Origin of the sequence: Pseudoalteromonas sp. TB25 (assembly GCF_000497995.1) — a bacterium.
In the GTDB taxonomy this organism is placed as follows: Bacteria; Pseudomonadota; Gammaproteobacteria; order Enterobacterales; family Alteromonadaceae; genus Pseudoalteromonas; species Pseudoalteromonas distincta.
This window is the reverse complement of sequence record NZ_AUTI01000454.1, coordinates 1-26,213: the sequence shown is the minus strand read 5'-3', so window position 1 is coordinate 26,213 and position 26,213 is coordinate 1. Positions and strand designations below refer to the sequence as shown.

The 26,213-nt window shown below is 36.8% G+C and carries 18 protein-coding genes and 1 pseudogene; all 19 read left to right on the top strand.

What is annotated here, in order from left to right:
* The coding region (rfbA, locus tag L652_RS0122440) for a glucose-1-phosphate thymidylyltransferase RfbA (protein ID WP_024603659.1) at window positions 1–852 on the top strand (852 nt) is incomplete at its 5' end.
* 11 nt (window positions 853–863) lie between these two features.
* A complete protein-coding gene (rfbC, locus tag L652_RS0122435; RefSeq protein WP_002958467.1) occupies window positions 864–1,409 on the top strand; it encodes a dTDP-4-dehydrorhamnose 3,5-epimerase in 546 nt (181 codons plus the stop codon).
* A 22-nt stretch (window positions 1,410–1,431) separates the two neighbouring features.
* A complete protein-coding gene (gene rfbD, locus L652_RS0122430; protein WP_024597631.1) occupies window positions 1,432–2,331 on the top strand; it encodes a dTDP-4-dehydrorhamnose reductase in 900 nt (299 codons plus the stop codon).
* A 773-nt stretch (window positions 2,332–3,104) separates the two neighbouring features.
* Window positions 3,105–3,473, top strand: coding sequence for a GxxExxY protein (locus tag L652_RS0122425; RefSeq protein ID WP_024597632.1), 369 nt, complete (start codon window positions 3,105–3,107; stop codon window positions 3,471–3,473).
* Between the two features lie 1,260 nt (window positions 3,474–4,733).
* Window positions 4,734–5,821 (top strand): annotated as a pseudogene (rfbB, locus tag L652_RS01000000124320) (dTDP-glucose 4,6-dehydratase).
* Window positions 5,821–8,643 carry a glycosyltransferase family 2 protein gene (locus L652_RS1000000124795; protein WP_024597634.1) on the top strand — a complete coding sequence of 941 codons (2,823 nt, stop codon included), beginning with the start codon at window positions 5,821–5,823 and terminating at the stop codon, window positions 8,641–8,643. Before rfbB ends, L652_RS1000000124795 begins: the two are co-directional and overlap by 1 nt.
* The gene (locus tag L652_RS0122410; RefSeq protein WP_024597635.1) at window positions 8,636–9,700 is read left to right on the top strand and encodes a hypothetical protein; all 1,065 of its coding nucleotides are present in this window, start codon (window positions 8,636–8,638) and stop codon (window positions 9,698–9,700) included. Before L652_RS1000000124795 ends, L652_RS0122410 begins: the two co-directional genes overlap by 8 nt.
* 109 nt (window positions 9,701–9,809) lie before the next feature.
* Window positions 9,810–11,381: a hypothetical protein gene (locus tag L652_RS0122405; RefSeq protein ID WP_024597636.1), complete on the top strand. Its 1,572-nt coding sequence runs from the start codon at window positions 9,810–9,812 to the stop codon at window positions 11,379–11,381.
* Between the two features lie 17 nt (window positions 11,382–11,398).
* Window positions 11,399–12,475, top strand: coding sequence for a DegT/DnrJ/EryC1/StrS family aminotransferase (locus L652_RS0122400; protein ID WP_024597637.1), 1,077 nt, complete (start codon window positions 11,399–11,401; stop codon window positions 12,473–12,475).
* Complete coding sequence (locus L652_RS0122395; RefSeq protein ID WP_024597638.1) at window positions 12,472–13,332, top strand: sulfotransferase; 861 nt, start codon at window positions 12,472–12,474, stop codon at window positions 13,330–13,332. Before L652_RS0122400 ends, L652_RS0122395 begins: the two co-directional genes overlap by 4 nt.
* A gap of 20 nt (window positions 13,333–13,352) precedes the next feature.
* Window positions 13,353–14,243, top strand: coding sequence for a hypothetical protein (locus tag L652_RS0122390; protein ID WP_024597639.1), 891 nt, complete (start codon window positions 13,353–13,355; stop codon window positions 14,241–14,243).
* A gap of 641 nt (window positions 14,244–14,884) precedes the next feature.
* Window positions 14,885–15,673 carry a sulfotransferase family 2 domain-containing protein gene (locus L652_RS0122380; protein WP_024597641.1) on the top strand — a complete coding sequence of 263 codons (789 nt, stop codon included), beginning with the start codon at window positions 14,885–14,887 and terminating at the stop codon, window positions 15,671–15,673.
* 1,205 nt (window positions 15,674–16,878) lie between these two features.
* Window positions 16,879–18,897, top strand: coding sequence for a rhamnan synthesis F family protein (locus L652_RS0122370; RefSeq protein WP_024597642.1), 2,019 nt, complete (start codon window positions 16,879–16,881; stop codon window positions 18,895–18,897).
* Window positions 18,898–18,903: 6 nt separating this feature from the next.
* Window positions 18,904–19,788, top strand: a complete 885-nt coding sequence (locus L652_RS0122365; RefSeq protein ID WP_024597643.1) for a hypothetical protein — start codon at window positions 18,904–18,906, stop codon at window positions 19,786–19,788.
* Between the two features lie 15 nt (window positions 19,789–19,803).
* On the top strand, window positions 19,804–20,871 hold the full coding sequence (locus L652_RS0122360; protein ID WP_024597644.1) for a glycosyltransferase family 2 protein: 1,068 nt from the start codon (window positions 19,804–19,806) through the stop codon (window positions 20,869–20,871).
* A gap of 138 nt (window positions 20,872–21,009) precedes the next feature.
* Window positions 21,010–22,260, top strand: a complete 1,251-nt coding sequence (locus L652_RS0122355) for a hypothetical protein (protein ID WP_024597645.1) — start codon at window positions 21,010–21,012, stop codon at window positions 22,258–22,260.
* Window positions 22,257–24,029: a glycosyltransferase gene (locus tag L652_RS0122350; RefSeq protein ID WP_024603658.1), complete on the top strand. Its 1,773-nt coding sequence runs from the start codon at window positions 22,257–22,259 to the stop codon at window positions 24,027–24,029. The genes L652_RS0122355 and L652_RS0122350 overlap by 4 nt, the downstream gene beginning before the upstream one ends.
* 130 nt (window positions 24,030–24,159) lie before the next feature.
* Window positions 24,160–25,065: a glycosyltransferase gene (locus tag L652_RS0122345; protein WP_002962427.1), complete on the top strand. Its 906-nt coding sequence runs from the start codon at window positions 24,160–24,162 to the stop codon at window positions 25,063–25,065.
* Window positions 25,066–25,067: 2 nt separating this feature from the next.
* Window positions 25,068–25,937 carry a glycosyltransferase family 2 protein gene (locus tag L652_RS0122340; RefSeq protein ID WP_024595051.1) on the top strand — a complete coding sequence of 290 codons (870 nt, stop codon included), beginning with the start codon at window positions 25,068–25,070 and terminating at the stop codon, window positions 25,935–25,937.
* The last annotated feature ends 276 nt before the right edge of the window (window positions 25,938–26,213 follow it).

The window sequence follows — 26,213 nt, the reverse complement described above, 5'->3', positions numbered from 1 at the left end:
GGCTCGGGTACTCGCTTATATCCGCTTACAAAAGTAGTAAGTAAACAACTAATGCCAGTTTACGATAAACCGATGATTTTTTACCCGGTATCTACTTTAATGATGGCGGGTATTACCGAAATTTTAATTATTTCGACCCCCGCTGAATTACCTCGCTTTAAAGAGCTACTAGGCGATGGTAGTGCATGGGGTATAACGTTTGAATACAAAGAGCAACCAAGTCCAGATGGCCTAGCGCAAGCATTTTTATTAGCTGAAGACTTTTTACAAGGCCAATGCGCGGCACTTGTGCTTGGCGACAACCTGTTTTACGGTCACGATTTATCTTTATCACTACAAAATGCAACTGAGTGCGAGCAAGGTGCTACAGTGTTTGGTTACCATGTTTCAAACCCTAAATCGTATGGTGTGGTTGAATTTGACCAAAACGGCAAAGCCATTTCAATAGAAGAAAAGCCAGATAAACCTAAATCTAACTACGCTGTACCAGGGTTATACTTTTTTGATAGTCGCGTAGTGGAGTTTGCTAAAAATGTAAAACCCTCTGAGCGAGGCGAGCTTGAAATTACCGACGTAATAGACCAATACCTCGCTAATAAAGAGCTAAACGTAGAAATAATGGGCCGTGGCACAGCTTGGTTAGATACAGGTACGCTAGATGATTTACTAGATGCCGCTAACTTTATTCGCGCAATAGAAAAACGCCAAGGCTTAAAAATTAACTGCCCAGAAGAAATAGCCTACCGCATGGGTTACATAAATGCAGAACAGCTTAAAAAGCTAGCAAAGCCGCTTAAAAAATCAGGCTATGGCAAGTACTTATTATCGCTTTTAGATCAAACTGTATTTTAATAGGCATTAAAATGAAATTTATTGAAACTAGCATCCCTGATGTAAAAATTATTGAGCCACAAGTATTTGGTGACGAGCGCGGTTTTTTTATGGAAACTTTTCGCACAGAGCTATTTAACCAACACTGTGGCGAGCGCACTTTTGTGCAAGAAAACCATAGCAAATCGGCGCACGGTATACTGCGCGGCTTACACTATCAAACACAAAATACCCAAGGTAAATTGGTACGTGTAACGCAAGGTGAAGTATACGACGTAGCAGTAGATATGCGCCAAAGTTCGCCAACCTTTGGGCAGTGGGTAGGTGTGTTGCTTTCGGCTGAAAATAAACGCCAACTTTGGGTGCCAGAAGGATTTGCACACGGTTTTTATGTAACAACAGAAACTGCCGAATTTGTATATAAATGTACCGATGTTTATAACCCAAATGTTGAAGTATCAATAAAGTGGGACGACCCAACTCTAAATATTGATTGGCCACTAGTTGAAGGTAAGTTACCGCAGCTATCAGCTAAAGACGAAGCCGGCCTTAGCTTTAAAAACGCCCCAAAATTTTAATAGCCCAAATTAAGTACTCATTATGAAAATATTAGTAACAGGTAAAAATGGCCAACTAGGCTCAGAGTTAAAAAAAACCTGCCCAAGCAATGTAGAGCTAATATGCTTCGGCTCAAAAGAGCTTGATATTAGTAATGCCGAACAGGTAAACGAGTTACTAATAACACACTCGCCAGATATAGTTATTAATGCTGCAGCTTATACAGCGGTTGATAAAGCCGAAACCGATACCGATACAGCCTATGCTGTAAATGAGCAAGGTGCAGCTAATTTAGCAAATGCATGTAAAAATATTGACGCAAAGCTTATACATATATCTACCGACTTTGTGTTTGATGGCACAAGCACTATGCCTTATACCGCAAGCGATGCAACAAATCCCTTGGGCGTTTATGGCGCGTCTAAACTAGCTGGTGAGCAGGCTATTAATGAAATTTTAGGCTCGCAAGCAACTATAGTGCGTACCGCGTGGGTTTATTCTGTTTTTGGTAATAACTTTGTAAAAACAATGTTACGATTAATGGCAGAAAAAGAACAGTTAGGTATAGTAGGCGACCAAGTTGGTACGCCAACGTGGGCGGCAGGTTTGGCGAATATGCTATGGGCTTTAGTAGCTAAAGCAAGCAGTGAGCAAGTTTTAAATACTGAAAATAAAGCAACTATTTTAAATTGGACCGATGCGGGTGTTGCTTCGTGGTACGATTTTGCAGTAGCAATACAAGAGCTTGCAATTGAGCAAGGGCTATTAACTAAATCAATACCTATTAGTGCAATACCAGCAGCAAGCTACCCAACACCAGCTAAACGCCCTGCATTTAGCGTGTTAAATAAAGCCCAGGCTGAAGAAATAAGTGGCGTAAAAACAGTTCACTGGCGCGCACAATTAAAAGCAATGCTAACAGAGCTAAAACTTAACCAATAGGTTAATTTTATAGGTGAGGTTTTGTACCTCCCAATAAAGTGATTAAGTGATTATTATCACCACAGAGAACACAGAGAACACAGAGAAGTGAAGGAGAAAAGCTAATAACTTCTCCGTGTAGCGCGCAGCGCCTCTGTGCCCTCGGTGGTAAAAATGTTTTGTAGGTGAGGTTTTATACCTCGCTTATAGAGTAAGTAATTAAGATATTATTATCACCACAGAGAGCACAGAGAAGTGAAGGAGAAGAGCTAATAACTTCTCTGTGTAGCGCGAAGCGCCTCGGTGTTCTCGGTGGTAAAAATGTTTTGTAGGTGAGGTTTTATAATACCTCGCTCATAAAGTGATTAATCACCACAGAGAAGACAAAGAGAAGTGAAGGAGAAGAACTAGTAACTTCTCCGTGTAGCGCGCAGCGCCTCTGTGCCCTCGGTGGTAAAAATGCTTTGTAGGTGAGGTTTTATACCTCGCTAAGAAAGTGATTAAGTGATTAATCACCACAGAGAACACAGAGAAGTGAAGGAGAAAAGCTAATAACTTCTCCGTGTAGCGCGAAGCGCCTCGGTGTTCTCGGTGGTAAAATTATTTTTGTAGGTGAGGTTTTATACCTCGCTCATAAAGTGGTTAAGAGATTATTATAACCACAGAGAACACCGAGAAGTGAAGGAGAAGAGCTAGTAACTTCTCCGTGTAGCGCGAAGCGCCTCTGTGTTCTCGGTGGTAAAATACGGGTTTATATTTATTTAGGTGCTAAATCGATTCTAAGGGCGCTATTTATGGAAGATTTGGTAACTCAAACTGTGATTGGTTGCGCTATTGAAGTACATAAAACACTTGGTCCTGGTTTATTAGAATCTAGTTATGAAAATTGCTTACTTTATGAGTTACAGCAAGCTGGTTTGTTACCTATGAATCAAGTTGCATTACCGATTAGCTATAAAAGTATAAGTATAGATGCAGGGTATAGGTTAGACATATTGATACCTGAAAAATTGATTATTGAATTAAAAGCTGTTGATAAACTGCTGCCTATTCATTCAGCTCAGCTTATAACTTATTTAAAGTTAACAGGCATAAAAACTGGGCTATTAATTAATTTTAATCAGGTCCGGTTGCTTGACGGGCTGAAACGTATTAGCGTGTAAAATCCGCTCTCCAGCCGGTAAGCTAGGAGAAGTGAAGGAGAAGAGCTAATAACTTCTCCGTGTAGCGCGCAGCGCCTCTGTGCTCTCGGTGGTAAAATTGTTTTGGGCTAAAGCTCATAAAGTGATTAAGAGATTATTATCACCACAGAGAACACAGAGAAGTAAAGGAGAAGAGCTAGTAACTTCTCCGTGTAGCGCCTCTGTGCTCTCGGTGGTAAAAATGTTTTGTAGGTGAGGTTTTATACCTCGCTTATAGAGTAAGTAATTAAGATATTATTATCACCACAGAGAGCACAGAGAAGTGAAGGAGAAGAGCTAGTAACTTCTCAGTGTAGCGCAAAGCGCCTCGGTGCTCTCGGTGGTAAAAAATGCTTTGTAGGTGAGGTTTTATACCTCGCTCATAAAGTGATTAAGAGATTATTATCACCACCGAGAAGACAAAGAGAAGTGAAGGAGAAGAGCTAGTAACTTCTCAGTGTAGCGCAAAGCGCCTCGGTGCTCTCGGTGGTAAAAAATGCTTTGTAGGTGAGGTTTTATACCTCGCTTATAGAGTAAGTAATTAAGACATTATTATCACCACCGAGAAGACAAGGTGAAGTGAAAGAGAAGATCTAATAACTTCTCCGTGTAGCGCGCAGCGCCTCGGTGTTCTCGGTGGTAAAATTGCTTTGGGCTAAAACTCATAAAGTGATTAAGAGATTATCATCACCACCGAGAAGACAAAGAGAAGTAAAAGAGAAGAGCTAATAACTTCTCCGTGTAGCGCGAAGCGCCTCTGTGCCCTCGGTGGTAAAATTGTTTTGGGCTAAAGCTCATAAAGTGATTAAGAGATTATTATCACCACAGAGAACACAGAGAAGTGAAAGAGAAGAGCTAATAACTTCTCCGTGTAGCGCGCAGCGCCTCGGTGCTCTCGGTGGTAAAAATGTTTTGTAGGTGAGGTTTTATACCTCGCTAATAAATAGATTAATCACCACAGAGAATACACAAAATAAATAGAAGTGATTGCAGGCGCTTAGCTTGCTGGTGTTATTAAGCTTCTTGGTTATAAAAATATTTTGTAAGTGAGGTGTAAACCTCACTTTTTAGGCGAGTAAAGTAATTATTATTACTAAATAAAATACATAAAAGGTCATAATAAATAGCCTTTTATTACCTTACTATTTAGTAAACAACAATTTGTAGTCTTACGGCTTACAGCTTACGACTCGTAACGATGACATAAGGCGTAAAGCCAAAATTTGTAAAATGGAATAACAGATGACAGTAAAAAATTTATTAGTAACCGGCGGTGCAGGTTTTATAGGTGCCAATTTTGTACATTACTGGTTAGCACAAAACCCTCAAGACAAAGTAATAGTGCTAGACGCACTTACTTATGCTGGTAACAAAGCCAATCTAGACAGTGTAGCAAACAACCCAAATATGACCTTTGTACACGGCGATATTTGCGATACAGCGTTAATCGAAAACCTAATCGACACTCATCAGTTAAACACTATAGTACACTTTGCAGCAGAGTCGCATGTAGATCGCTCAATAACAGGGCCCGACGCCTTTATTGAAACAAATATACTAGGTACATACAGCTTATTAAAAGCAGCTAAAAAAAAGTGGATAGACGANCAAAAGCCGCTGGTAACGAGCCTTTAGCGCATCGCTTTCATCATGTAAGCACCGACGAAGTGTACGGTACACTAAGCGCAACCGATCCTGCGTTTACTGAAGAAACAGCCTACGCACCAAATTCACCATATTCTGCATCAAAAGCAGCAAGCGATCACTTAGTGCGTGCTTATCACCATACGTATGGGCTTGAGGTTACTACATCAAACTGTTCAAACAACTATGGGCCGTTTCACTTTCCTGAAAAACTAATACCACTTATTGTTACAAATATATTAAACGACAAGCCTTTACCTGTGTATGGCGATGGCCAGCAAATTCGTGATTGGCTATACGTAGAAGATCACGCACGCGGTATAGAGCTTGTACTTAAAAAAGGTCGTATTGGCGAAAACTACAACATTGGTGGCAATAACGAATGGGCCAATATAGATATAGTAAAACTAGTATGTAAAGTAATGGGCGAAAAGTTTGCTACAAACCCAGAGCTTGCAAAACGTTTCCCTAATGCTAAAGCTGCTATGGAAAATAACGTTGAACAATTAATAACATACGTTACAGACCGCGCAGGGCACGACCGCCGTTATGCAATTGATGCAACTAAAACAAATAACGAGCTAGGTTATGTACCAGCAGAGAGCTTTGAAACAGGTTTTGCTAAAACACTTGACTGGTATTTAGATAACGAAGCTTGGTGGACTCCATTGCTAGGAGCTAAGTGATGTTTAAACGTAATAAAGCCGTAAAACCAACTTTTAATGTAGATCTACCAGCAGTGTTTGTTGATGGCTTGGTTGATGGTCAGTTAAAAGGTTGGGCACAAAAAGCAGACACTGTAATAATTTCATTAGCTGGTGAGAAGTTAGCCGAGGTAACCTGCCAAGATTTTAGACAAGATTTAGAAGGGGTATTAGCTGATCCAAACTCAAGCTTTAACTACACGTTAACTAAAGCTGAAATAAAAAAAGAATGGCGCCACCTCACAACACTTGTTATGAAAGCTGAGTTTATAGTAAATGGGCATATAGACGAAGTAGCAGAATGCATACTAAGTGTTGAGCAGCTAGCAGAACAACTAAATTTTAAAATAGTCTCTACTTCTACACAGTATAGTTTTGACGGGCTTATTGAAGGTACTATTGTAGGTTGGTGTGATGAAGCTGATTATGTTGACTTATATATTGAGCATGAACACATAACAAGTAGTCCTTGTAATGTCGAACGTTCAGACCTATCTGAATTAATTGAAAATACGAAATGTGGTTTTAACCATGTTGTTAATGGTAGCTATATTAAACCGCATTGGTTTTTAAAAGATAATCTTTTACTAAAAGCTGTATTTAAACAAAATGAAAATGATGCTGTTTTAGAACAAAAAACAATTTCAATTAAAAGCTCAGAGCTACTTGCCGCGGTAAAAGTTATTGGCGAGTTTCCTATTACTGATATAGCAAAAGCAATAGAAGAGTCGCATTTGTGGGATGAGGGATATTACTTTGGTCAGTTAGACGTTAATGAAGTATGTCATACCAATAGGTTACATGACTTTATAATTAAAGGTGTTATGAGTGGTAAAAATCCTAATCCACATTTTAATACCTATTACTACTTAGCTACTAACCCCGATGTTGCAGAAAATGGTATTAACCCTTTTTATCATTACATTGCAATTGGTGAAAAAGAAGGTAGACGCCCTGTACCTTATTTTAGCCCGAAACTGTATTTAGAGCTAAACCCTGATTTAGAGGGGTGGGATGCACCTCTACTTGCTCACTTAATAATGGCGGGTTTAAATGAGGGACGTATTTACAATGAATACGTGCAACCTAAAGCGGACCAAACTAATGCTGATCCTTACCAAGCATGGCGCTTAAATAACGAAAAAGATAACTTTTTAGAAATTCAGAGTAATTTAGCACAGTTTAAACACCAGCCAACCATTTCGATAGTAGTACCTGTTTATAACCCAGATAAAGAGTTGCTTATTGAATGTATAGAATCAGTGCGTAAGCAATCATATACAAATTGGCAACTGTGTTTAGCCGATGATTGCTCACCGCATGAGCACGTTAGAGAAGTTTTAGAATATTACCAAAGCTTAGACTCAAGAATTAGTGTGGTGTTTAGAGAACAAAACGGCCATATTTCTCAGGCAAGTAATAGTGCACTTGAAGTAGCAACCGGAGAATGGGTTGCATTACTAGATCACGATGACGAGCTAAGCCAGCATGCCTTATATGAAGTTGTTAAGGTACTTAACGAAAAGCCAGAAACATTATTTATCTACAGCGATGAAGATAAAATAAATGAACAAGGCAATCGATGCGACCCTCACTTTAAATCAAGCTGGAATTTAGATTTACTGTATAGTCAAAATTACGTATCGCACTTAGGTGTGTATAAAACAGATATAATAAGTAAAATTGGTGGCTTTAGAAAAGGCTACGAAGGAAGCCAGGATTACGATTTACTATTACGTTACTCGCGTGAAATAGATCATAAAAAAATTGTGCACATACCTAAGGTGCTTTACCACTGGCGCATGGTAGAAGGCTCCACTGCTTTAGGTCATGGTGAAAAATCATACACTACAGAGGCAGGCATAAAAGCGCTTGAAGACCACTTCAAAGTACTCAATAAAGCGGTAACTGTTGAGCAAGGTAAGCACGCTAATATATATAAAGTTAACTGGCCTGCCACTGATCCACAGGGGGATGAACCATTAGTTTCATTAATAATTCCAACTTATAATGGTTACGAAATTACCAAACAAGCAATAGACTCAATTTTGGATAAAACTACCTACCAAAATTATGAAATTTTATTGGTTGATAACAACTCAAACGACCCCACAGCCTTAGAATATTTTGTAGAGCTGGATAAGCACGAAAAAGTAACCGTTTTACGCTACCCTTATCCATTTAATTATTCTGCTATTAATAACTTTGCCGCTAAGCAGGCTAAAGGTGAAGTAATTGGCTTAGTAAACAATGATATAGAAGTCATAAATCCTGAATGGTTAACCGAAATGACCTCCCATGCGCTGCGTGAAGATGTTGGGTGTGTAGGAGCTAAGTTATATTTTCATAATGATACCATTCAACATGCTGGCGTTATTATTGGTATAGGGGGCGTTGCGGGGCATTCGCATAAACACTTTAAGCGAACTGATTCTGGTTATTTTAGTAGGTTAAACATCGTACAAAATTTATCAGCTGTCACAGCTGCTTGCTTGCTTGTACGCAAAGCAGTGTTTGATGAGGTAAACGGCTTAAACGAAGAAGACTTAACCGTTGCCTTTAACGATGTGGACTTTTGCTTAAAAGTACAAGCAGTAGGCTACCGTAATTTGTGGACTCCTTACGCAGAGCTATACCACTATGAATCAATAACCCGTGGTGCCGAAGATAATCCTGTTAAAATAGCGCGTTTTAATAAAGAAGTTAAATACATGACTACTACATGGAATACAGATAAAGAGATAGACTTTTGTTATAGCGAAAACTTGACATTAGATAGAGAGGACTTCTCATATAATGCATAAAATAACCCTGTTAAAAAATAATTGGTTAACTAGTCAGTATAACCTAAACATAGATCATCAAGCTTTAGGAGAGAATATATACGGTTGGTTTGTTAATCTTACTGCAGAAACTTATAAAGTCGAATTAATTGACGAACAAGGTGCCACTGTAAATGCTATGAATTTTGGTAAGGTTAGACCTAAATTAGCTAAGTTATATAGTCATATACCAAATGCGGGGTATTCTGGTTTTGAGATAGACATAGCTAAATTATTAAGTAGTAAAAGGTATTATTTAGTTGTAAATGGTTCTGAAGGGTACCAGTGCCAAGTAGCTAGTATTATATTAAATGCACCTTTATTATATGTACATATAGCAAAAACGGCTGGTTCGACTGTGAATAAAGTCGTTTCAAACTGGTTTTCTCCTGAAAACTATTTAGTTCATGCTGAGTCTTGTGCAAACTGGTCAGAGAGAATTTCTGATAGTAATTTAAAGTATCTATCTGGTCATATACCATATACTAAATTTATTCAGTCAGATATAGTCCAATCATTCTATAATAAGGCTATTACCTTTAGAGAGCCTTATTCTCACGTTATTTCCCATTTGGCTTGGATTCGTGCTTTGGCCCTTGAGAATAATAAAGCTAAATATAATGCTCACCCAGATTATATACAGAAGCTTAGTGATAAATTAGCAAGGTATGATTTATCAAATCCTGCAGAAATATCTAATCTTATTGAAAGTTTGAGTGGGAGTGAATTCCAGCTATTAGATAATACACAGACTCGTTATATTCGTAGCGAAATAAACAAAGCTTCCGTAGAGAAAAGTGATTTAGTTTCAGCTGTAGCGAACTTAAATAAATTTGAATTTATTGGTACTGATAATGATATTAGCGAATTTTTAGCTAATATTGCTAGTTGTTATGGCATTGAATATCATGCGGAGGATAGAAGGGAAAATGTACTAACTAATAAGTTTGGGCTTGATATTAATAATCCTGATACTAAAGATGCTCTTCTGCCTTTAATTAAATACGATCTAGAGTTATATAAAAAAGTAACAAGTTAAATATTTCGAATACAGCCTCAGAGCAGCAGATTTTTAAATTTGCTTTTCTATTTTGTGGATATAGTGCTGACCAATGTTTGGTTATTTAATTTTAAAGGTTTATTTTTTGATGGAAATTGAAAATATTAAGCAAACCATAATGAATAGTTGTTTCATAAAAAATTCAACGTTGAGTTCAATGTTCTTATTGAAGATTATAGATATTTTTAATGAGCGTAATGAGTCTATAAGCACAATTACTTTAGCAATGGTTGAAGAGTGGCAGTTAAAAGGCGAAAAATCAGCGAAATACACTGAGTTCTTGCGAGATTTGGCTATCGCATTTGAGAGTTTTGATAAAAGTGTTAGTTTAAAGCTAATGACTTATGCATACCAATTAAGGCCTTCTGGTCCGGTTATATGCCAAAAGTTGGTTAGCTATAACGATGATGTTGGTGATGGCACTAGTGTAATAAATAAGCGAATGTCACTTTTTGAAAAGTGCAATTCTAGCCAGAGAAAAGTGTTAAGCTCTATAATAGCTAAGAGAAACTCTGAGTTAGATTGTCAAGTTGAAAAGTACAGTGAGCTCCAAAGTGGTATTATCACTCTTATTTCTTGTGTTGCAGAAAATCCTTATAATTCACATGGAAAAATAACTTCACATTTTCAGTGCCTAATGGGCTACGCCGTTTCCGCAGGCATATCCAATAAAATTCATAGTGTGCGCATTTTATTTACTAGGGAATGGTCTTGCTCACCGCTACAATCGATACCCAAAGTTGAAGCTAGCTGCAGTAGAGCTATGTGTGAATTAAATATACCTAAAAAAATTAAAGATAAAATTTCTTTTAAAATATTGGAAAACATAGAGCATTTACCAAGCTTGGTTTCCGGTATTGTAATCAAATTAAAATCAGTAGCTGAACATCATGGTTCATATGTATATGAGAAGAAATTATATGAGAATTTCCCCAGTCTTACAGGTGCATTTAACGGTGATTTTTTAGTAAGTGAAAATAATGACTATTTGCTTGTACGTGATAAAAATAAAACAGATGAAAGTAGGGTTTTATACACACAACCATCTTTTGACGTAATAAAACCAGAGCCAGTTAGTTTGTCAAAAAATATTCTTACTGTTTATGCAGGTTTAAGAATTCAAATCTTGTTAAATCAGCTGGATTTAGATTTTTGGAACCAAATGATAAGGCTTTTCAAGTTAGGTTATAAATGGTGTTTATGCGGTTACTCTGGTGCAGATGACCTATATTCTTTAATTCCAAATTTTGTACTTGCTGATCATTACGATTCAATAAAATTTTATAAGTATCTAGATTTAGATATCTTTCTTGTAGATACATACGCAATATTATTTTCACCAACATCTAATGGTGGCGGTGGAACGGCTAAACTTGCCTCGTCATACCATGTTCCAATTCTGTCGGAAAAAAATAAATCAACAGATGTTAGTTTGTTTTTACCTGAAGAGACACTTTTTGAATCATTTTCAGATCAAGTTGAAGCTTTAGTTAAATGGGATTCTGCACCAGAACTCAGAATTGACTTTATTAAAAAGCAAGTGTCTTTTATTAAAAATAAAACAAACCTAACAAAACATGACAGTAATTTACCAGCGGCTATAGAGCTAGCTAAAATAAATTATAGTAAAAGAATCCATGATAAAAGTATTCTTGGATAAATTTTGCGGAGCACAATATGATAAATGTAACCAAAACTTATTTACCCCCTAAAGAGAAATATAAGCGATATGTTGACACTATTTACGATAACGGTTGGGTTACTAACGGTGGTCCTTTGGTTAAAGAGTTAGAAGAGCGCTTAAAAGAGCACCTTGGGGTCCGGAATGTTATATTAGTATCCAATGGTACGGTCGCCTTAGAAATTGCTTACAGAGCTCTGAACCTTTCTGGCTATGCTATTACAACTCCTTTTAGTTTTGTTGCAACGACAAGCTCTCTTGTCACCAATGCGATTAGACCAATATATTGTGATATAAATAAATCCTCACTTAATATCGATGCTAATAAAATAGAGGCTTGTATCACGCCAAATACAACAGCAATTGTACCTGTCCATGTTTTTGGTAATCCGTGCGAAGTCGAAAAAATTAGTGAGATTGCAAATAAGTACGGATTGAAAGTTGTTTATGACGCCGCTCACGCATTTGATGTGCAATTTAAAGAGCGTAGTGTCCTGAATTACGGTGATATATCGACGCTTAGCTTTCACGCCACAAAACTATTTCATTCCATTGAAGGTGGCGCGTTAATTTTTAATGACGATAAACTTGCAGAACGAATTCGTTATTTAATTAATTTTGGTATTAAAGATAAAGAAAATATTCCAGAGTTAGGCACAAATGCAAAAATGAATGAATTTGAAGCGGCTATGGGGTTATGTGTTCTAGATGATATTACTGAAATTAAATCTGCTAGAAAGAAAGTTCATGATCAATATTGCACGGGGTTAAGTGGCTTATTAATACTGCAAGAAAAGTGCCCTGAGTCTAATATAAACTACAGTTATTTCCCTGTTGTTTTTGAGAGTGAAGCGCAGTTACTTAAAGTTGAAAGTGCATTGAATAAACAACAAATATTCCCCCGAAGATATTTTTATCCTTCACTCGATACATTACATTATATAGAGCCCAAACAGACATGCGCTATTTCACGAGATATAAGCAAAAGAATATTGTGTCTTCCTATTTTCCATGGTTTAGAAAGTGACATTGTGCAAACTATAATAGACATTATTAAGTTGGAGTTATCATGAATCGTTTTTTTGTTATTGGTAGCCCACGCTCGGGTACAACTTTATTTAGATTAATGTTAAATAAGCATAAAGGGCTTGTAGTGCCTCCAGAAGCAGGTTTCTTAACTTGGTTGTATGGTAATTACAAAGACTTTAATTGCGGGATGATTGATGATTTTGTTGAGGATTTATCTCAAACTAAAAAGTTTGCTAGCTGGAACGTTGATATCTCAGCTTTACGAGAGTATTTAGTTAAAGCTGGACCACAAAATTATAAAAGCCTTATCGATTTGGTATATGCTTTTTATGCTCAGAGGGTGCTTAAGAAAAACGTTACAATCATGGGGGATAAAAATAATTTTTTCCTGAACGAAATTGATAAAATCAATGGCATTTATCCTGATTGTAAGTTTATACATATTGTCAGAGATGGTCGTAGTGTAGCCGTATCGTATCAAGGACTTGCAAGCCGAAAGTTAAAGTCAAGCAACGCTCCACAACTGAGTGGTTGTATTCATGATATAGCTAAAGTTTGGAAGGCTGATATAGCAGCAATTGAGTCATCTTTTGCTCGTATCGCTAAAGATAGAGTGATGTGTATACGCTTTGAAGACCTAGTACTTGAAACAGAAAGTACTTTGAAAGAAGTATCCGCTTTTCTAAATGTTGAATATGACCCTGAGATGCTTAATTATTACCTGACAACTGAAAGTGAAGGGCTTGAGCCTAAAGATTTTTTAGAATGGAAAGAAAAAAACTCAAAGCCGTTACTCCCAGAGGAAGCTTATAAATATAAGTTAATGGCTCACGCTGATAGAGATATATTTGAAAAAATATGTTTAATTGAACTACAAAAATATTCTTACATAAATAATTAGACAGACTAGGAAAAGTTGCAATGAATAAAATCTTAGTATTGGGGGATTCTCACGCAGAGTGTTTTTTAAGTACTTTTTGGAAGAACAAGTACCATAGCTTTAAATGGGAAACAACTATTGTATATGGCGCCACACTTAGTGGGCTGAGCAATCCTAACTCAAATACGATGTCTAATGCCTCTTTTCAAAGTGCAATGAATGAGAATAAAGCTGACGCAATAGTAACTTTACTAGGAGAAGTTGATTGTGGTTTTGTTATCTGGTACTACTCTGATAGAGATAATATAGCTGTTTATACTGCGGCAAAAAAAGCGATAGAAAACTACAAGCAACTGTTATTAAAGGCAAAAAAAAAGAGCCCCGTATTCGTGATTAGTGCACCTTTACCGACAATCGGAGATAATGATGTGCATGGTGTAGTAGCTCAAAAACGGTCTGGAATTTCAGCTACACAAAAGCAGAGAACAGAGTTAACTCAGTATTTCAATAAAGAAATTAATATGTTTTGTGTGAATAATGACATTACTTTTATCGATCTAGATAGGTTTTCAAAGGGCAAGGACGGCTTGGTACATGCTTCATTAATAAATAAGAATAAAAGTGACCATCACTATGATAAAGATAAATACATGACACTGTTGGGTAAATTTTTGATGCCCTATTTAATCGCACTTTTTGATGCTGATTCTAATAATAACTTTAACAGTGGGCCATTTTTAAAGGCAGGAAAACACGAAATAGATTTATTTAGAGATGCTGCAGTCTTGCTTGAAGTAAGTGATATTAACATGGCGTATGAGTTAATGATGCTTGCTAATAAGCTAAGACCTACGGGTCCGTTTATTAAGGAAAAGTTAAATGAATACGAAAAGCTGGTAAATATTGAAACAAAGAGCGGTGTGATAAATTAACGGTGTATGTCTTATATTTTACATCTTGGTCTAATTTAAACTAAATTTATGAGATAAACTTCTTTTGCTAGGTTTTTGTAATGAGTCATTATTTATGTCTAGAGTTTGAAGATGCGCTTTATCATATTACTTCAGGTGGTAATGAGCGAAAGGTCACTTGTGGTCAAAGCGCCTGATGCAAGCTTGAGTAAAGGGGGTCATCAATTAAATTATTTTTTTTCACTCAATCCATTAATCACAAGTACCGTCGTGTTGGGCATCTTCTTCAAGGGTGATATAAGGTATTTAGTTAAAAAATATCAGCTGATGCTTGATGAACAATACGGAGACTTGTATGAAATCTAGCTCAAGCAGTGCATTGCTGCTCCTAAAGCGTTAGTGCAATATAAGCAGGAAGCTAATTGCAAACATGAGTCAATTGTTAAGCTTTATCAGTTTTTGGTTATACTCAAAAGCAAGTTTGGGAGTTTTCGGTTTGCATTATTCAAAAATCAGTCGCATTGTTAGCGAGCGCTTAAATAAAAGTACATGTACGAGCGTTAAGTATAAAATGCTTGGGAGTCTCTTTTAGGGGTCTGTCAGTATTAAGTTAATGTTTGATCTTTACTTACTTCATTTACCAACAAGGAATACATGTATTTATGTTTAATTTTAGCGCTAATAGTTTTATTAACTTAAACCAAAATGGGCAACATCAGTTTGGTATGAACTATGCAATGCAGGTCTTTAACAGTGACGCTATTTATAGTTTTATACCTAAAAATGCCTGTTCTACACTACGTTTATCGGTCGCTATTGCTAATGGTTGTGTTAATGCTATTGAGCAAGGTAACTGGATACACGCTAATAACCAAACGTTTAAGCCCACTCTAAAAGAAGCAGCGACTGCACACTATAAATTTGTTGTATTACGCTGCCCATTTAGACGTTTAGCAAGTGTGTTTTTAGATAAGTTTGTAGCTAAAGAACCTGACGCTTGGCAGTACCGCGATTTACTAAAGCGTGAGGTTAATCTTGATGATTTAACTTTTGAGCAATTTGTTAAATCACTTGCCGTACCGCCTATGAAAGTCGCCAATATACATTGGAAACCACAAAGTTTATTTTTACTTTATAAAGAATACGATGACTACTTTGCACTTGAGCATTTTGACAAAGCGATAACTACACTAAAAGATAAAATAGATTTGGATGTAGTGGATGCTCGCAGTTTAACAGGGCACGGCACTGATAAATTTGAAATGCTAAATAATAGTGATTACAGTAAGACTTCTGCCTTTGACATTGCTGTTTTAAAGCGAGCAGGAAAATGTCCGAGCCACAAAGCGCTCTATAATGATGAATTAATCCAGCTGGTCAAAAAGCTCTACGCTGAGGATATTTCGCTTTATACAAAGCGTTGTAATCAGAGCGATCTTTTGTTCCCTTAATTATAAATTTAGTGGGTTGGCTAAAAGGTTTTTATATTAAAAAATGCCTCATGTATAAATATAAGAAGGCGTTAATAATATTTAAATGTTCTTTAGCATATTAAGCTTAATACGTATTTTATTCATCACAGGATGGTATTAATAAAATGGAAAGTTTTACAAAAAACCAAACATCAGCAGCGCGTTTTACAGCTTTTGGTTCAACCTTTATGGGGCCGACATTAAGTTTTTTTTCTCAACAGTTGGTTGAGAATACTACTCAAAATACACCTCTCTTTTTTTTAGCCAGGGAAGGTTACTGGCTAGAAAAAGCATTTAAACAGTATCTTTCAGGTAGTAATAAAAAGCAATATAGTTGTTATTTACTTGCCTCGCGCGCATTTTTATTTAAGTTACTCTTAGGCAACAGCCAAAGCTATGCATATTCACTCAAGGGCGATTTTAAAGGCCCTTTTTATGATTTAATGCGTACGCGTTTTTTATTAAGTAATAGTGAAATAGAAGATATTTTTAGTAACGAAATTAGCAGCCGCCATGTTGAATTAGCGGCTGATAAAAAAAGCATTATAGAAGTGTTAGCCAACCATAAAAAAGCGATTGATAAAGTAATAGCCCCTACAAAGTGTGCTTATCTTACTTATTTAGAGGCTATGGGAGTAAATAAACAGTCAACCCTTCACTTAGTGGATTTAGGCTACTCAGGCACTATTCAGGCGTTACTTTCTATATTGCTAAATAAAGATACCTACGGCCACTATTTAATAGCGTCGAAACCTGGTGAGTATAGTGTTGATGGTAATAAAGTAACTATGCGTGGGTATTTAAAAGAAGGTGTTAAAATTGGTGAAGGTTACTTACCGCTCGACCGCTCAATGTTTTTAGAATCACTATTAACTGCACCTAATGGCCAGTTTAGAGATATTAAACTGAATACTTTTGATCAGTCTAAATTCGATTTTTACTACGGGCGAAAAGTTGCATCACAGCGTTATTTTTATGAACTTGAGCAAGTAATGGCTGGNTTATTGTTTTCATACTGGTAAGCATCAATTAGCATTTACAAGCCATGAGTTAGAGTTATTACTAAATAGCTATATGGGTAAACCAAATATGATCCCTAAGTGCACTACACACATTTTTGACATTGATGACGACGTTGCAGGTAACGGTACCGTTAATGCCCTACAGTTTTTTGGTTTAGCATAATGATTAATAAAAAAACAATAAAAACACATATGCCTGTACTGTTTAACTTTGTAAAAAGTCAGCCGCAACTCCTTAAGTTAGCTCAGCGAGTTAATGCAAAATTGCAGCTTCGCGAATATAAAAAGCTAAATACTAGCAATAAGAGTTACAGCCCTAAAAAAACACTTAACCTACTTGCGCGGGCAAAAGCCGCAAATCTCTTTGACTATACATGGTATAGCAAGCAGCAGCTTAGAGCGTTTAGCTGTGAGCTTGAAGCGTTTGAAGATTACTTACAAAAAGGTAGTTTTAGCAATATAAACCCAAGCGCTAATTTTGATACAGAGCTTTACTACAAATGTAACACCGATATTTATTTAAGCGGTGAACACGCATTAGTGCATTATTTGGCGCACGGTAAAGAAGAAGGGCGTTTAGCTTTGCCAGCTAGAGCTAAGTGGCACCCAAAAGCGATAGCAAGTAGAGCCAACGGTGAGCCAACATCACTTAAATTAGCGATGTGTTTTCATGTGTTTTATGGCGAATTTATAGATTATTACTGCAAAGCGTTAGCTAAGTTTACTCAGCCGGTTGATGTATTTGTAAGTGTTGCTAGTGACGAGCTTGCTAAAAAAGCAATACACGATTTTAAAGCGTGTTCAAAGGTAAATAAGATTGTAGTAAAGGTAGTGCCTAACCACGGCCGAAACTTTGGCCCTATGCTTGTTGAGTTTGCAAGTGACTTGCAAAACTATGATTTGTTTTGCCATATGCATTCTAAAAAATCGCTTTATTCTGGCCGAGCACAAACTCAATGGGCTGATTACCTAGGCGAGTACTTATTAAATGACCCGCATGTTATTAAGCAAGTGCTTAATCATTTTAACGATAATCCTAAAAGCGGTTTGTATTACCCCACCTCGTTTTGGATGATGCCCGATTGGGTAAACCACTGGCTTAAAAATAAACCCGCGGCACAAAAGTTTACTAAAGAGTGGGATATTGAATTAAAAGATGATTTTTTAGCTTACCCTGCCGGCGGTATGTTTTGGGCAAGGCCTGAGGCGCTAAAGCAGCTTTTAAATAAAGAATATAAGTACGATGATTTCCCAGGTGAGCCTTTACCTAACGATGGCTCACAGCTGCATGCGCTTGAGCGTATGCTGGGGCTACTTGTTGAAAAGAATGGCTACAAGCAGCTATTTTACTACCCTAAAACTGGCCAGTTTACTCACGATACAAGCTATATTTTGGCGCAGTATATTAATACTGCCGAAGGGCTTAAAAATCAGCTGAATAATTTTGAGCATATAAGCTTTGATGTATTTGATACCTTAGTAAGGCGTGAATACCACGCGCCAGATTACGCTAAATTGTTATTAGGTAAAGCGCTGGTTGAAAGTGGGGTTGTAAGTAATGCGCATGAATTTGTTAAATCCCGTAATATCGCAGAGTTTGAGGTACGCAAAGCTAAAAACTTTGTAGGTGATGTAACTATTTTTGAAACATACAGCTACTTAAGCGAGCAACTGGGCTGGAACAGCGAGCAAGCCCATAGCTATGCAGAGCAAGAGTTTGCTTACGACCTACACATGATTTTACCAAAAGATGAAATGGTTGATATTTTTAACGAGCTTATTTTAGCAGGCAAACAAGTAACAGTTGCATCAGATACCTATTATACAAAAGAACAAGTGGCACTTATGCTGGCTAAAGTAGGTATTAGCGTGGGCTTTGACTTATTGGTTTCGAGCGATTTAGGTAAACGCAAAGATAGTGGCACGCTATGGCAACATATAAAAGAGAATTTACCCGAGGGGCAAAGTTTTATACATGTTGGCGATAACGCCGTGGCTGATGCACAAATACCTGGTGACTTTGGTTTGCAAAATTTGCACATTTTAAACCCGCTTGATAAATGGCAGGCTGGTGGCTTTATTAACCCCTTTGTAGGTGAACAAAGTTTAAATGAAGCACAAATATTAAAATGGGGCCCGCTTGTTAGCGACTTTGGCCGATTTGGATTTTTAGGTGAGTAGTATTTAATGTTTGAAACTTTATATTTGCACGTGGGCTGGTCTAAAACTGGCACATCGGCAATTCAGTACCAGCTTGATTTACAACAACGTGAACTAAAAGAGCAAGGTATTTTATATTCTAAAACTTTGCAAATGAACGACCAAGCGCATCATCACTTTGCGTTAGCATTTGCGCCAATACATGGTTACCCTGCTAAATATAAAATACCTGAAGTACTGGATATGTTGGAGCAGGAAATGCAAAAGGAAGGTTGTCATTCGGCTTTGGTTTCGAGCGAGCTTTCTCCTTTTTATTTTAATAACCCACGTTTTAGCCAGTGGGTAGCTAAATTTAAAAAAGTAGTGGTGATAGGCACGGTAAGGCGCCAATCTGATTTGCTACTCTCTTTATTTAACCAGCTTGTAAAAGACCCGCATGTAAGGTTTAAAGGGCGCTTTTTTCAAATGGCGTTAAATAATTTCCCTAAGTTAAATTACTTTCAGCAACTTAATAGGTGGGTGCCTAAAGTAGGTAAGGAAAATATTTTAGTAGTGCCTTATAGCGATACTATTGTTGATGACTTTTTAGCATTATTTAATTTAAGCCTTAAAAGTACCAATGATAACGTTGTAGTTAACCCTTCATTGCCATCAAGCGCATTAATGTTAATGCAAGAGCGCACTGTGCACGTTAGTGATGTACCTCAGTATACTCATATACGCGACAATCTTATTAGTGAAGTAAGCAACAAGGCTGTTGATGACAAACCAAAGCGCGTGTTTTTAACTGCGGGTGAGCTTAGGGCTATTGATAATAACTTTAATGGGCCGAATAAGCGTGTTGCAAAGGAGTTTTTATCTCAAGATGAATTGTTTACTGAAAAGGTTTACAAAGATATTCAGGCTTACTAAGGCTATTAATTTATTATGCACTATAAAGTTAAGCTAGTTGCGGTAGCAAAAGATGAGTCTGCTTATTTAGCTGATTGGGTTCAGCACCACTTGTTTTTTGGCTTTGCTGCAATACATGTTTATGTAAACCGAACAAGTGATGATTCTGCTAAGGTGTTAGGTAGCATTAGTCAATTATATGATAATGTTACTTTTAGCGATGCTGATTGGATTGATCAGCTCCCCCCGCCATCTAGGAAAAACTTACAACACATATGTTATATGCAGGCACTAAGTTCTATTGAACCTGAGATTACGCATGTACTATTTTTAGATATTGATGAGTATTGGGTTTCACAGCGTTACACTTGCATAAATGATTTCTTAAAAAGTTGTGATAAAGGCCAAGATCTAACAGTGTTTGAGTGGCTTAATGAAGGCGCTGTAGCTAGATCATTTTTAGCGTTGCCACAAACATTAACGGGCAAAGTACATGCTTTGGGTAAAAGCATGATTAATGTTTCTTCTATAAATAATATAGAACAAATACGTTTACATGTGCCGGTAATGAAAGCGCTAAGTAATATAGCGTTAGTTGATGGAACTGCGTTTAAATGTCAGCCAAATTTGCCTCAGCATGTAGCTGTGAGTATTAATTCATTTAAGCATACGTTTATTTTTCATAGAATGTTTAGATCTGAGGTGGAGTATTTAGCTGCTTTGTATCGTGGTAACCCAGAGGAAGGTTTTCCTATTAAGTTAAACCGAAATGGGTATGGCTACATTAATAATGAAGACCTTAAAAGCTGTAGTTTTGAACATCAACTTTACGCAGAATATATTGAAAATAAAAAGCAGTTTTTAAACGAGTGTAATATTACTAAATATATTTTGAATGCGCAGACAACGATTGAAAAAAACGCAGAGCAATTAAAGTTAATGTTACCTAATTTACTTGCTAAAAAACCGCAGGCAGTGACAAAAGTGCTAGGTAACTTAACAGATGAAAAAATAAATCATACTTTAAATGCGTATAATAGAGTTAGTCATGATACAAAACCTAAGGGTTTAAAGGAGCGTATTTTAAAACGCTTTAAGCTATAAAGCTGCTTTATTTAAGCGCAGCTTAATTATTTAAGATTGGACTTTCCTACGTTTACAATGTGTTATTGGGTTAAGGTTAATTGGTAGGCTTAAAAATATAAAAGCTTCGTGTATTGCGTTGCTCTTGCAGTTAAGTGTTTGGAGGTTTTTATAAACACGGTTAATTTAATTATACATATTGGCCCGCCAAAAACGGGTACGTCTGCTATTCAAAAGTGGTTAAAAGACAATATTGAGTTTTTAAGAACACATGGCATTTATTACCCGCAGCACACAGAAGATAGCAACGGCATTAGCTCTGGTAACTTTTTATCTGTATTTGACCCACTTAAAGGTGATTACAAATTAAATTTGCAGCGTATAGAAGCGCTTAAAAATAAAACGGCTGAGAATAATTGCCATACATTATTATTGAGCTCTGAGTTTTTTTTCCATCGATTACTGCCCTTAGTAAATAAGCTGCCAAACGTGAGTTGTATTGCTTATGTAAGAAACCCTGCAGAATTGCATGAATCTCATTATAACCAGTCTGTTAAAAGGCATGGCAATGTGGCAACCATAAAGCGTGCAGATTCGTTACCGATGAACACTCTAAAAGTACTAGGTGATTATGCTAGCAAACTTGGTGAAAGGCTTATTTTACGCGCTTATCATGAAGATTTATTTTTAAATAACAGTATTGTTAGCGACTTTTTAACAGCTATAAATTTACCCGCTGATGAAGTGGCTAATATAAATTGTACTAAACGAATTAATACTAGCTACACGCTAGAAGCGTTAGAGGTTAAACGCTGGTTTAATCGCTATGAATTAGGGAATAACTCAAATCCCTTAGATCGTATATTACAGTCTTATAGTAATGGCGTTACGCGTTTTACTTTTGTTGGTAAGCATCAGTTTAATGATTATAAACGACAATCTTTAAAGTGGTTAGGGCAGTTATATGAGCAAGCTCCTTTTGCAAATGGTGATAAATTATTAAAAGCCGTGCATGATCAGGAGCATCAAAATTTTTATAAGCAAGAAATAAGTATGGCGCAATGTGACTCAGTACTTAGGTATATTGCTTCTGAGAATATGGCTTTACTCACCAATTTAGCACTTTGCGTTTATGCTCAGCCCAATATTGAAGATAAAGCCCCGTTTACAGATGCTTTATTCAAACTTGTGCCGCCAAGTGCTGCAGTGCCAAATATGCTGCAATATATTAGGCGTGCTTTTGTAAACAGCTATAGTTATACATTTGTGGGTTGTGATGATTCAAATTGCAAGCAGGACACAAGTAAATTTAGAGTTGGTGTGAATAGGCTTCTTAAAAAGCAATTTAGCTTAGTTGCTTATTTAAAGGTACGCTTTTTATTACTTAGCTTAAAGGCACAAAGTAGTTGAAAATTTTTAGAAAAACATCAGTAAAAATACTCAAAGGTCTTTTAAGTATTTTGCCTCAGAGCTTTGTTGATAAAGTAAAGCAGAATCCCAAGCTGGTGGCTGCGTATAGTCGTAACTTGCATAAAAGTGGTTTGTTATATCAGCTACAAACACTTGATGAGCTTAAGCGCTCTTACGATGACTATATTAACGAGCACAATTGCTACCTTGCTAGGCAAGTTAAGCACTTTGCAGAAGTCACCAATAGTGATTGTTCGTTAATTGTATGCGTTGCCGATTATAGCCCTAGTAAGTTATTGGCTACGTTTAATAGTATTAATGAGCAGCATGCCGCATTTTTAAATGTAGTTGTATATTGTAAGGTAAATAATCGAGTTGAAATAAATGAATTTTTAGCGCTAAACAGCGTCTTAAATTTTAGAGTTGTTACAAGCTTAAGCGCTGAATGCTTACCCCGTGAGGTGGTTAATACCCCATGCTTTTTTGTTAACGCTGGTGATGTATTGCACCCGTATTTAGGATTTGTGTTAGCAACCGAGTTATCAAGCTCAGCTAAGCTTGCTTATGTTGATACCGACTCTTTAAACGCAAAGGATAAAAAAAGAGAGTTTGCCGATTTTAAACCCAGTTGGAATCCTGACTTACAGCTAACGAATGGCTATGTTGGCTCGGGTATTTGGGTTAAAAACTTAAATGACTTTAATGTTATAAAGCTACCTCTTAACGAGTTTATGTTAAGTGTATTTATGTGTACTAGTTATATAAACAACCCTAACATAAATGTTGAGCATATAGCTCAAGTGTTGCTTTCTCGCCCATCCAACTTACCTCAGTTTAGTAATGCTACACATCAATTAAGTGCTTTATATGCGCCATTTGCGAGTGTCATCCCCTCTAATTTACCCAGTGTATATTTACGGTGGCATCTAAATACACAGCCGCTGGTGTCAATAATTATACCTACACGTAACGGCTTGGATCTGGTAAAAGCGTGTGTTGAGTCAATATTAAGTAAAACAACTTATAGCAATTATGAAATATTACTTATTGATAATGACTCTGATGACCCAAGGTGCCTTAAATATTTTAATGAGTTAAGCAAGCATTCAAAAATTAAGGTGTTTAATTACGCCGCCGAATTTAATTACTCGGCTATAAATAATTTTGCAGCTAAAAAGGCCTCGGGCGAGGTATTGGCATTAGTAAATAACGATATTGAAGTTATTGAACCTGATTGGCTGTTAAACATGGTTAGCCATGTTATGCGAGATGATATAGGTTGTGTGGGTGCAAAGCTTTTGTATTCAGATAATCGTATTCAGCACGCGGGAGTTGTATTGGGCTATGGTGGCGGTGCAGGGCACGGACATAAGTACTTTCCTGATGATCATTTTGGTTATATGAATCGCTTAGTTGCTACTCAAAATTATAGTGCGGTAACTGCTGCGTGTTTACTTATAAAAGCAGATGATTTCTGGGCCGTTGGGGGCCTTAACGCTGAGAAGTTGGCCATTGCGTTTAACGATGTTGATTTATGTTTAAAAGTACTGCAGTTAGGTAGACGAAACTTATACTGTGCAGAAGCTATTTTGTACCATCATGAGTCTGTATCGCGCGGGCACGAAGATACGCCTGAAAAAGTGCGGCGCTTTAATGCTGAGCTTAATTATTTGCAAACTACGTGGTGTGATTTTATTGCTAACGACCCTGCATATAATCCTAATTTAACCCGTAGACGTGAAAACTTTGCGATTAAGCCTTTTAGGTAGTTAATAAAAAGTAAAACTAGCGTTATTATTCGTTATGTTTTTTTGTGTGCTTAATTAAAGTAAGCTAGAATTGCTTCTAGTTTGTAAATGACTGTTTGTTTGAGTTGTTTTATCTTTTTATAGAGAGAGTATGATCCCAATTTCGGCAACTAATAATCAGTTTATATTGCAGTCTACTTACCCAATTGCAAGTAGCGTAAGTGTTGTTTGTGGTATGTCTGTTTATATCAACGACCGGCTAGAGTGGGTAAAACAAGCAGTTGAAAGTGTTTTAAACCAAACTTTACCTGCTGATTTATTTATGATTGTGCTCGATGGTGAAGTAGCAGACGATATTGCTATTTACTTAACTAAAATAGAAAAACAACACCCAAATTTAGCGCTAGTGCATGGCCTAAAAAATAAAGGGTTAAGCACATGCATGAACTACATTATCGACTCAACCTTGCCACTAAACCCAGAATACTTTTTTAGAATGGATGCCGATGATATTTGCGTACCTCACCGTTTTGAAAAACAAGTTACTTTACTAAATAAGCATCAAGATGTTGATGTGCTTGGCTCTGCTTTGTGGGAAGTAGACGAACAAGGTAACAGAGCTGGTATACGTAGGTTACCCCTTACTCATTCTAAACTAATTTGCGCTTTTTCGCGTCGTTGCCCTATAAACCATCCTACGGTTGCTATTAGGTATAGTGTATTTGCACGTGGGCATAGGTATTTAACTAACATGCTTAACACTCAAGACTATTTTTTATGGATAGCGTTGGCAAAAGATGGATGCAAATTTGCGAATGTAAAAGAGCCATTACTTCATTTTAGGCGCATAAATGGTTTTTATAAAAGGCGTGGCAGAGGTAAGTCGGTAAATGAATTTAAAGCTAGGCTTTTAGCTATGGATTCCCTTAAGCAAAAGTCGTTGCAAAATTATTGTTATGCGTTATTTGTATTAGTATTACGAATGATGCCTTCATGGATTATAAAAGTTGCATATAAAGCCGACCGCTTTATATTGGGCTTAAATAAACACAATTAATTATGATTGGTGCAGTTTTAGTTGTTTATAAGCCCGACCTAGCGTTAACAGAACGATTATTAACGCGTTTATATGGGCAAACAGAAGAAGTGGTTATAGTTGATAATAGCCCAACCCCTCACGATTTTAGTAAAATTATTACTCACTACCATTATATACACCTCTCTTCTAATTCAGGTATTGCGTCAGCTCATAACGCAGGTTTAATCTATTTATTAGAAGCGGGTTGTGAATATGCGATTTTACTTGATCAAGACAGCCTAATACCCAGCGATATGGTGTTTAACCTAAGTAGCTTACTTAAAGCATCTAATAAAATGAAGCAAAATGTAGTTGCTATTGGCCCTAGAATTCGTTGTAGTTTTTCAGATAAAAAAGTAAACCCTATGGTTCAAAAAGAGGTGTTTGAATACGACGACCTAGTTGGTGTTACTCAAATTATTGCTTCAGGGATGATGATAGATTTAAGCGCTCTTGATCATATAGGTTTAAAAGACGAATCTTTATTTATTGATGGGGTTGACCATGAATGGTGCTGGCGTGCTCGAAGTATGGGGTTTGATATTGCTAAAGCCAAAAATATAGAAATGGTTCATCGTTTAGGAGACTCACGTAGTAAGTTTGTGGGTATAACTTATAAAGTTGGTGCCCCAATTAGGCTGTATTATCAGTTTAGAAATATTTTATTGTTGAGCCGCAGGGCTTACGTTCCAAATTATTGGAAAGTAAGGTGTTTGTTTTTTATGCCGATTCGCTTTTTTTTAAATTCTGTTATGCAAAAAAATAGACGTAAGCGCCTTGGGTTTATGCTCAAAGGTATTTGCGATGGATTGCTAGGTAGAAAAGGCTCTTATGATAAACATTGGAAATAGTATAAAAAGAGCGACTATATAGGTTTTGTAATCACTCATAAAATGAGTAACTACCACCACTGAGAAGAAAGGGAGAAGTGATTTACCTTCTCTGTGTAGCGCGAAGCGCCTCGGTACTCTCGGTGGTAAAAATGTTTTGTAGGTGAGGTTTTATACCTCGCTCATAAAGTAATTAAGACATTATTATCACCACCGAGAAGACAAGGAGAAGTGAAAGAGAAGATCTAATAACTTCTCTGTGTAGCGCGAAGCGCCTCGGTGTTCTCGGTGGTAAAA

Bases quoted from the DNA above. Each gene is read 5' to 3' on its own strand.
- rfbD (WP_024597631.1), top strand. From the start codon at position 1,432: ATGAAAATATTAGTAACAGGTAAAAATGGCCAACTAGGCTCAGAGTTA.
- L652_RS0122390 (WP_024597639.1), top strand. From the start codon at position 13,353: ATGAATAAAATCTTAGTATTGGGGGATTCTCACGCAGAGTGTTTTTTA.
- L652_RS0122405 (WP_024597636.1), top strand. From the start codon at position 9,810: ATGGAAATTGAAAATATTAAGCAAACCATAATGAATAGTTGTTTCATA.
- L652_RS0122340 (WP_024595051.1), top strand. From the start codon at position 25,068: ATGATTGGTGCAGTTTTAGTTGTTTATAAGCCCGACCTAGCGTTAACA.
- L652_RS0122400 (WP_024597637.1), top strand. From the start codon at position 11,399: ATGATAAATGTAACCAAAACTTATTTACCCCCTAAAGAGAAATATAAG.
- L652_RS0122410 (WP_024597635.1), top strand. From the start codon at position 8,636: ATGCATAAAATAACCCTGTTAAAAAATAATTGGTTAACTAGTCAGTAT.
- L652_RS0122425 (WP_024597632.1), top strand. From the start codon at position 3,105: ATGGAAGATTTGGTAACTCAAACTGTGATTGGTTGCGCTATTGAAGTA.
- L652_RS0122395 (WP_024597638.1), top strand. From the start codon at position 12,472: ATGAATCGTTTTTTTGTTATTGGTAGCCCACGCTCGGGTACAACTTTA.
- rfbC (WP_002958467.1), top strand. From the start codon at position 864: ATGAAATTTATTGAAACTAGCATCCCTGATGTAAAAATTATTGAGCCA.
- L652_RS0122360 (WP_024597644.1), top strand. From the start codon at position 19,804: ATGCACTATAAAGTTAAGCTAGTTGCGGTAGCAAAAGATGAGTCTGCT.
- L652_RS0122345 (WP_002962427.1), top strand. From the start codon at position 24,160: ATGATCCCAATTTCGGCAACTAATAATCAGTTTATATTGCAGTCTACT.
- L652_RS0122365 (WP_024597643.1), top strand. From the start codon at position 18,904: ATGTTTGAAACTTTATATTTGCACGTGGGCTGGTCTAAAACTGGCACA.
- L652_RS1000000124795 (WP_024597634.1), top strand. From the start codon at position 5,821: ATGTTTAAACGTAATAAAGCCGTAAAACCAACTTTTAATGTAGATCTA.
- L652_RS0122380 (WP_024597641.1), top strand. From the start codon at position 14,885: ATGTTTAATTTTAGCGCTAATAGTTTTATTAACTTAAACCAAAATGGG.
- L652_RS0122370 (WP_024597642.1), top strand. From the start codon at position 16,879: ATGATTAATAAAAAAACAATAAAAACACATATGCCTGTACTGTTTAAC.